At 56.3% G+C, this 7,542-nt stretch carries 9 protein-coding genes and 1 pseudogene; 3 read left to right on the forward strand and 7 right to left on the reverse strand.

All coding sequences use genetic code 11. The features are described from left to right. A pseudogene (locus B9Z45_RS16240) lies at window positions 1-130 on the forward strand (IS5/IS1182 family transposase); the annotation flags it as partial. A 136-nt stretch (window positions 131-266) separates the two neighbouring features. On the opposite strand, the gene B9Z45_RS16245 reads toward B9Z45_RS16240, so the two are convergent. Both B9Z45_RS16245 and B9Z45_RS16250 read right to left on the reverse strand, forming a co-directional pair. Further along, on the reverse strand, window positions 267-611 hold the full coding sequence (locus B9Z45_RS16245; protein WP_146180950.1) for a hypothetical protein: 345 nt from the start codon (window positions 609-611) through the stop codon (window positions 267-269). Then, window positions 608-976 (reverse strand): hypothetical protein, encoded by a 369-nt coding sequence (locus tag B9Z45_RS16250; protein WP_108408245.1) that lies wholly within the window; start codon window positions 974-976, stop codon window positions 608-610. Before B9Z45_RS16250 ends, B9Z45_RS16245 begins: the two co-directional genes overlap by 4 nt. A 516-nt stretch (window positions 977-1,492) precedes the next feature. Here B9Z45_RS16250 and B9Z45_RS16255 point away from each other — a divergent pair. Both B9Z45_RS16255 and B9Z45_RS16260 read left to right on the forward strand, forming a co-directional pair. Further along, window positions 1,493-2,044, forward strand: a complete 552-nt coding sequence (locus B9Z45_RS16255; RefSeq protein WP_158270447.1) for an acyloxyacyl hydrolase — start codon at window positions 1,493-1,495, stop codon at window positions 2,042-2,044. 160 nt (window positions 2,045-2,204) lie between these two features. After that, the gene (locus B9Z45_RS16260; protein WP_108408247.1) at window positions 2,205-2,780 is read left to right on the forward strand and encodes a carboxymuconolactone decarboxylase family protein; all 576 of its coding nucleotides are present in this window, start codon (window positions 2,205-2,207) and stop codon (window positions 2,778-2,780) included. Window positions 2,781-2,866: 86 nt separating this feature from the next. Here the strand turns inward: B9Z45_RS16260 and B9Z45_RS16265 are convergent, their stop codons facing one another. Genes B9Z45_RS16265 through B9Z45_RS16285 form a run of 5 tightly spaced genes read right to left on the reverse strand, consistent with a single transcriptional unit; the run spans window position 2,867 to window position 7,432 of the window. Then, on the reverse strand, window positions 2,867-3,361 hold the full coding sequence (locus tag B9Z45_RS16265) for a cupin domain-containing protein (protein WP_108408251.1): 495 nt from the start codon (window positions 3,359-3,361) through the stop codon (window positions 2,867-2,869). A 22-nt stretch (window positions 3,362-3,383) separates the two neighbouring features. Continuing rightward, window positions 3,384-4,232 (reverse strand): alpha/beta fold hydrolase, encoded by an 849-nt coding sequence (locus tag B9Z45_RS16270; protein WP_108408248.1) that lies wholly within the window; start codon window positions 4,230-4,232, stop codon window positions 3,384-3,386. Window positions 4,233-4,235: 3 nt separating this feature from the next. Further along, entirely contained in the window at window positions 4,236-5,651 is a 1,416-nt protein-coding gene (locus tag B9Z45_RS16275) for an amidase (RefSeq protein WP_108408249.1), read from the reverse strand. Between the two features lie 3 nt (window positions 5,652-5,654). Next, the gene (locus tag B9Z45_RS16280; RefSeq protein WP_199221934.1) at window positions 5,655-6,560 is read right to left on the reverse strand and encodes a polysaccharide deacetylase family protein; all 906 of its coding nucleotides are present in this window, start codon (window positions 6,558-6,560) and stop codon (window positions 5,655-5,657) included. Next, window positions 6,560-7,432: a tripartite tricarboxylate transporter substrate binding protein gene (locus B9Z45_RS16285; RefSeq protein ID WP_108408250.1), complete on the reverse strand. Its 873-nt coding sequence runs from the start codon at window positions 7,430-7,432 to the stop codon at window positions 6,560-6,562. Before B9Z45_RS16285 ends, B9Z45_RS16280 begins: the two co-directional genes overlap by 1 nt. Between the last annotated feature and the right edge of the window lie 110 nt (window positions 7,433-7,542).

Raw genomic sequence — 7,542 nt, forward strand, 5'->3', positions numbered from 1 at the left:
GGTGGGCCACATGGCGCAGGTGATGGTGCGGGGGCTGGAGAAAGTCGATCAGATGTTTGTGCTGACGATGACCGCCTATAACCTCACGCGCATGCGCACCTTGGGGCAAATCCGTCAGCAGGGGGCGTGAGGGGCAGAAAAAGCCCCGAAATGGGCTTACAAGTGGGCCAAGGCGAACAAAAAACGAAGGGAATATCAGAATGCGAAAGGAAAATCAAAAAAATCAAAACCATGCGGGGCGAAATTGCGCTCGCGAATGGGGTATTTCAGCAGCCTGTTAAGCTCTTGCCTTTGCTAATGAACTTCATGACCAAATAAGGCATAAACCCTGAAACCAAACCATTGAGCATGACCAGCCGCGTGGTGTCAGTGCTCAGCAATTCTCGGTCAAGATACCAAGTGCCCAGCGCGATGCCCAACGACCCTGGCAGACCAAGAACCAAGACCAAAATGATGCGAAACCCTGCAGGCAAAAACACCCAACTCACGTTTTCCCGGTAAACCAAATCGGCGAAAAGCCATGCATTGACCAGGAAGAAGCACGCAAATAAAACAGCGCTGCCCAAGGTCAGGGCAGCGTATTCAAGAACAATCTGTAGGGTTAGCTTCATCCAGCATGATTATTACCGGCTTGTTGCATGGACTGGCCAAGCTTGTTGAAATAATCGAGTGTTCGCTGCGTTGGAATCAGAAATTTGGCTCGGCGATCACTTGGCGTGTTCAGGGTGCTGAGCATTTCCTTGTCGCGCAATCGCGTAATGCGCTTGTGCAAGGTGGCCGGAGAGCCCAAAGCCGCAAGTGCAATCGCCTCGCGTACCGTCATGGGCTGATTTTCATGCCAGCGCAAAACCACGGCTTCCAGCAAAGCGCTTTCATTGGCATCCATTTCCATGTCTTCGGGCAGAGCCTGCACGATTTTTGTGAGCTGCAAAAACCGCAAATAAGCAGTTACAAACGGGCTGTTGGTTGTTTCCATAATATTTGGATTTTACCGAATTAAATACATTTTCAAGTCACTTAATAATTTATTTATCATTAAAAAATTAATTAATTTTATAATTGTTCCGGACCGAACAATTAATAAGCATTTATTAATAATACTTTAGAAGTAATTTTATAAAAATGCTGTTTATCGTCTCTCATTTTGCAAATGGATTTCTGGAAGATCTGCCAACATTTGGTTTTTGACAGCAGCCCCAGCAGTCCGTTACATGACCTCTCATAGATTCGCCTGCATCATAAGATTATCTATTCAAGATCTCTGCGCTTGCAGTTATCTCAACCAAAACTGACTTCCTTGTGTGTGGCATCGCACAAAAGATTCGTCCGATGCCTCCAAAAAAGGGGTGTGATGCGTTTCTGATGGTGTGGACCACCCGAATGGGCCAAGGAGGTCTATTGATTGGGTTTTCTAGGGGGCGACACATGGCCAAGCCCCCCTCTGCATTGTGTTTTTGGCGAAATCATGCGTGTATCATTATTAGCAAATTTGATGTTTCTCATTCCTCACTCAAGAAAGAAAAAAATGTTTGACAGTGCTGCCGCCATAGCGGTCATTTTGGGGTCTGCATGGTTTACGGCCGTACCTGAACCAACTGCCGCCAATAAAGAAACAGTGACCTTTTCTTACATGGCAGATGTCCACAACAAGGAGTGGGATCTGTCGTTGACCAAAGATAAAAGTGTCATTGATGTGTCTTACCAGTCCAAGCCGACAAGCTTTTATGGGCTGAGGTACGGTGCCTCGGCAATGCTGAATGCACAAGGGACCTATATGTTTGGACCGGGTGTGGGCAAGACCATTGACGTCAAAGGTCTGGACATGACGCTTTTCATCTATCCTTCTTACTCGTCCATCAAGGGGGATGACAGATTGCGCTCACTGAGTGGAAGCTTCAATTTCAGAACCACCTTTGATGTCATGTATCGGCTCAACCAAAAAACGAAACTGGGCATTGGCTTGATGCACATCAGCAACGGGGGATACAAGGAACCTAACCACGGTCTTGAAGCCGTCAGACTCACCTGGGGATACGACTATTGAGGCTGCATGACATGAGGTGCAGTTGGCATGACCGGTGCACCCCATTCCATGCGCTCGGGCAGCATCGCTGGGGTATCCCGCACACGACTGGGCTTGTTGCATCGGGGTGATAAATTGGGCTTTCAATACCGCCCTTGAACCCCAACACCCGAGACGCACCATGAGCACCTCCAAACCAGACCGCCTGCCTGAAATGCCCCGCGAACAGATGACCGATGCACAGCGTGCAGCGGTGGATGAACTGGTCAGCGGCCCCAGAGGCAAACTCAGTGGTCCTTTCGTGCCCTTGATGCGCAGCCCCGAACTGATGCGGCGACTGCAAAAAGTGGGCGAGTACCTGCGCTATGACAACACCGTGGGTTTACACAACTCTGAATTCGCTGTTTTGGTGGTAGCCCGCTATTGGTCGCAGCCGGTGGAGTGGCATATTCACAAACCGATTGCGATCAAGGCAGGTGTGAGCGAGGAGACTTGCGATGCCCTGGCCGATGGTCGCCGCCCACCTCACATGACAGCCGAAGAAACCGTGGTGTACGACTTTTTGCAAGAGTTGCTGCACAACCAGTCGGTCAGCGACGTGACATGGGCGGCCGCCCAAAAAATGTTTGGTGACCAGGGCGTCATCGACATGACAGCCCACTGTGGCTACTACAGCTTGCTGGCCATGGTTATGAACACCACACGCCGCAGTCTGCCGGACGATGCGGCCTCGGGTCTTGCGCCCTTCCCGAATTGAGTCGGGGGTCTTTCTTGTGATCAGCGAGGGCTCAATTCAGAGCGCTGGCCATCATTACTCGACGACCGACCCAACGGGCCTAGTGCTCAACCAAAAGCCTTGAGCGTCTGGTCCCCAGCCTGCACGGGGTGGGCGTGCACCAGAATCACTGCCATCACGCAGCTTGCTGTGCCCCGGTTGATCCAGTTGTGCACAGTGCCGCGCTGCACCATGACGTCGCCGGCCTTCAGGTGCACCTCTTCGCCGGACTCGAGTTCCATGTCGATCTCGCCAGACATGACAACGATGTAATCGACCGAGTCGGTGCGGTGCACGCGCTGCTGAACACCCGGGTGGAAATCGAGGATGCGAAAGACACTGCCGTTTTCGATCACCGAAAACTTGCCCTCCCGCTTACCTGCATCGACATGCCCGTTGTTGTTGGCCGGCTGGGTGTCGGTGGTCCATACGTTGCACACAAAACCATTGGGGCGACCCTGACGGTAATGGCTGCAGATTTCATCGATTTCCACAATGGCTTTGCCCTGTTCGTCGTGCCCTGTCACGACGCGGCGAATGCTGGGGTTGGTCGGTGTGCTCATGCAAGAAGCTCCTTGGTAAATGTCATGCGCCATCATCCATCACCCGGCGCATGAAATCGGCCATGGCTGTCGCCAGGGTTTCTTCATGTATGGCCCAGGCAGAAAATGGCAAAGCGGCTACGTCTTCGTCCAGCACGGGCAACTCAAACAGTTCACAGCCCGGAATCAGGCCAGCGGCTTCGCGCCCATGACGCGACACATGGGTTTGGTCATTGCCAGGGACCAACCAGGTGGGGATTCGAATGGCCTGCAAGGCATCGTTGGCCATGCCCAGCACCGGCTCGCGCGGACCTTGTAGAAAGATGGCCAGCCAATGGCGCATGACCGAGATGAATTGGCCCGGCGCCATGGCCATGAGCCGATCCCGGTTGGCCGGATTGGCCTGGATGCATTCCTGGTAGAAAGCTGTCTCGCAAACCGCTGGCATTCCACCTTGCTCGGCTGCGCGAATGAACTGACCGTAATAAGTTTCTGGCAATCGACTGGCCGTGAAAGCCCCTCCCGTGATGCGCAGGAGCAGCAAGCCACGGACCAGGTCGGGGTGGCGCAAGCTGGTCAGCATGGCCAAACGGGCGCCGGAAGATCCGCCCCCCAAAAAAGCAGGCACCGCGTTCAGGTGCCGCAACAACTGCGCCCAGTCATCGGCCCAGATGCTTTCTTCGCCCGAGTCACCTTCGATAAGAACATCCGATGCGCCTGTGTTGCGCCGATCGTGCAGCAGCACCCGAAATCCACGGGCAGCCAGGTTCCTTGCCAGTGGCCGAAACTCGGCGCCACTGCGGCGCCCGCCCGACACCAGCGCGAGCCAGGGCCCTTGCTCGCCCAACACTTCGTAATGCAGACGCACGCCATGGATGTGAACAAAAGCCATGGTTCAAGCCAACAAGCTGGGCCATTGCCAAGCGATAAGCGCTTCAAAAGCGTGGGCCACCTTTAGCAAATGGCGCTCGCTGTGCATGGCACTGCCTATTTGCAAAGCCATGGGCAGGCCTTGTGTCGACACGCCCATTGGGCAAGTCAGGGCAGGATGCCCGGTGAGGCTGAACAAGCGATTGCACGCGCTGCGCTGTGCGGTGGGTTGGTCCATCAGTGCTTGCAAGGTCTCCGGCAAAGCTTCGCGGCCTGGCCACATCAAGACATCGACTTTCCCGGCAAGCACAGCGCTGACCTGAGCCTGCCACTCATCGGCCAGGACCCTGGCGGCTTGGTAATCGTTCAGGCTCAGTGTGGAAGCGCTGGTCAGTTTTTGCCGCAGACCCTGACCCAGATGGTCTGGCTGATCGCGCCAAATGGGCTGCAGTTGCTGGAAGGCTTCGTAGCCAATGATTGTGTTGGCGGCGTGCACCACCTGTTGTTGGGGGGGCAAGTTCAGGGTCAGCACCCGTGCACCTGCACTCTGCAATTTATCCAGGGCCATTTCAAAGCACGCCTGAATTTGAGGATCGTGCGTGGCTTGGTCGTTCTCGGGGTTTTTCCACAAGCTAGCAGGCACACCAATGCGCAAGCCTTTGAGCGCAGAAGACCTTGCATCGGCCATGCATGCGGCTGCCACATCGGTGCCGTGCCAGGCATCCCAAATCACGGCCTGGTCGAGCGCCGTGCGGGTGATGAATCCGGCCACATCCAGTGTGGGCGCCAAGGCCAACACGCCCGACATGGGATAAGCATGTCGCGTGGGTTTCATGCCCACCACGCCACAAGCCGCTGCGGGGTGCCTGATCGATCCGCCCGTGTCGGTGCCCGTCGCTGCCAGGCACAGGGACGCTGCCACGGCAGCACCCGAGCCACTGCTGGAGCTGCCCGGCATGTGCGCCAGATTCCAGGGGTTTCGAGCAGGGGGAAATGGGTCGTCTGCCGCCGGTGAGCCAAAGGCAAACTCGTGGCAAGCCGTTTTGCCCAGGCTGATGGCCCCCAGCCGAGTCAGGCCTGTGACCAACGTAGAACTGATGGGCGGCACCCAGTCTTGCAAATGCCGTGAGTGTGCGGTGGTGCGCTCGCCCTGGGTAAGAAATACATCCTTGTGTGCGATGGGAATGCCATGCAAAGGCCCCCTGTATTGGCCCTCCCGAATTTCCCGGGTGGCTTGGTGTGCGGCTTGCATGGCCGATGCGAGGGTGGGCGTGACAAACGCATGCGTTTGGGCATCCAGGGCCTCGATCCGGTCGCTGTAGGCCTGGACCAGTTGCACAGGCGTGATCTGTCCTTGCCGAATCAAGGCACTGGCTTGGGCCAATGACAGCGCATGCAGCGGTGCTTCTGAAGGTGAATCTAACGGCGATTCAAGGGGCATGGATCAAGATGCTGGCAGTGGACTGGCCTGTTGGAACCAGTTGCAGATTTCCGAGCCGTTCCAGAACGCCACACCCGGTTGGCTTGCCAGAAACTCCAGCATCATTTCAAAGTGACGGATGCGGTGCGTCGCGCCTGAAATGTAGGGGTGGACCCCAAAAGCCATGATGCGGGCGCCGTTGGCTGATTCGGCATACAGGCGTGCAAATATTTCCTGGGCACGCAGCAGCATTGCGTCCGAGCGCTCATGCGACGTCAACATGATGTTGATGTCGTTGAGTTCGATGGTGTAAGGCACCGAAACGAGTGGGCCATGCCGGGTTTGTACATGTTGCGGCTGGTCGTCGAGTACCCAGTCGCCAAACCATTTCATGCCCAGTTCCTTGATGAGGTCGGGCGTCTCCAGCGTCTGGCTGCGGCCTGGCCCCAACCAACCCTCTGGGCGAGTGCCTGTAAAACGGGTCAGCGCGTCCAGCGTCTGCTGCATCATGGCCCGCTCGTCCGGGATTTTCTGGATCGGAATTTGCTCGTAGCAATGGGCCATGAACTCCCAGCCAGCCTCCAGTGCGGCCTGCGTCACACGAGGCCTGGTTTCACACACCTTGGCATTGATGGACAAGGTGGGGCGAACCCCCACATTTTTGAACGCATCCATGAGACGCCATACGCCCACCCGCATGCCGTATTCGTGCCAGGTCCAGTTGGGCACATCAGGCACAGGTGCCTGGCCGCCGGGAGGGGGCGAGACCATGCGCGGCATGGGGCGCGAAATATCCCACTCTTCGATGTTGACCACCGGACAGACCACCAGGCGAACACCATCAGGCAACAACAGGGGAGGGCGATCGATGATGGCCGAAAAAGGCAAGCGGTCTTGGGGGCGCAGCATCCCGTCGATGGGCGGCACCATCAGTTCACCCCGCCAGGAATCGAGGCTGCAATCTGTCGCAGCTTGGCTGTTTCGGTGCGGATTTCCTGCACCATTTGTTCGGGTGTGCTGCCCACCAAGGTCATGCCCATGCCGTTGAGCTTTCTCTGTACGTCGGCATCGGCCAGGGCGGTCTTGACCGATGCATTCAGGCGTGCCTGAATCTCAGGGGGCAAACCTTTGGGGGCAAAAATGCCGACCCAATAGGTCAGGTCATAGCCCGTCAAACCGCCCTCACTGATTGTGGGCATGTCCGGGTAGCGCGGATCGCGTACGGAACTGGTGGTGCCCAGTAACCGGACTTTTCCGGCATCGATTTGCGGCTTGGCGGCGCCATCAAAAATGACCTGGCAAACGCCCGCGAGCACATCCTGCATGCCGGGGCCAGAACCTTTGTAGGGCACATGCACCATGTCGATTTTGCCCATGGCATTGAACAGTTCACCGGCAAAGTGCAGGCCGCTGCCCATGCCCGACGTGGCGTAGTTGATCTTGCCCTTGTTATCGCGGGCGTAGGTCAGGAACTCGGGCAGGTTCTTGGCCGGTACCGATGGGTTGACCACCATGAGCAAGCCGTATTTGCCGACCAGGGAAATCGGTGTGAAGTCAGTCACCGGATCGTAGGACAGGGACTTCTCCACCACGGCCATATAAGTCTTGGTGCCATTGGTGGTCATCAGCAGTTGGTAACCATCAGGCGCCATTTTGGTGACGGCTTCGCTGCCAATGCGGCCACCACCACCGGCACGGTTTTCGATCACGATGGTTTGGCCCAAATTTCTGGACATCGCTTCGGCAATGATTCGACTGGCCTGGTCAGAAAAGCCGCCAGCAGCATAGCAGGCTGCTGAAATACTCCCATGTTTAGGTCCACGCCGAGCCCCTGAGAAACGTTAATTGTTGAGCAACTACACGGACACATGATGCGCGGCGCTGACACCTTCACCGAGAGCCTTTTCACGAT

The organism is Limnohabitans sp. 2KL-17, assembly GCF_003063415.1.
Lineage (GTDB): Bacteria > Pseudomonadota > Gammaproteobacteria > Burkholderiales > Burkholderiaceae_C > Limnohabitans_A.

Coding starts and splice junctions, on each gene's coding strand:
- B9Z45_RS16245 (WP_146180950.1), bottom strand. CDS start 611: ATGAAGCTAACCCTACAGATTGTTCTTGAATACGCTGCCCTGACCTTG.
- B9Z45_RS16250 (WP_108408245.1), bottom strand. CDS start 976: ATGGAAACAACCAACAGCCCGTTTGTAACTGCTTATTTGCGGTTTTTG.
- B9Z45_RS16255 (WP_158270447.1), top strand. CDS start 1,493: ATGTTTCTCATTCCTCACTCAAGAAAGAAAAAAATGTTTGACAGTGCT.
- B9Z45_RS16260 (WP_108408247.1), top strand. CDS start 2,205: ATGAGCACCTCCAAACCAGACCGCCTGCCTGAAATGCCCCGCGAACAG.
- B9Z45_RS16265 (WP_108408251.1), bottom strand. CDS start 3,361: ATGAGCACACCGACCAACCCCAGCATTCGCCGCGTCGTGACAGGGCAC.
- B9Z45_RS16270 (WP_108408248.1), bottom strand. CDS start 4,232: ATGGCTTTTGTTCACATCCATGGCGTGCGTCTGCATTACGAAGTGTTG.
- B9Z45_RS16275 (WP_108408249.1), bottom strand. CDS start 5,651: ATGCCCCTTGAATCGCCGTTAGATTCACCTTCAGAAGCACCGCTGCAT.
- B9Z45_RS16280 (WP_199221934.1), bottom strand. CDS start 6,560: ATGGTGCCGCCCATCGACGGGATGCTGCGCCCCCAAGACCGCTTGCCT.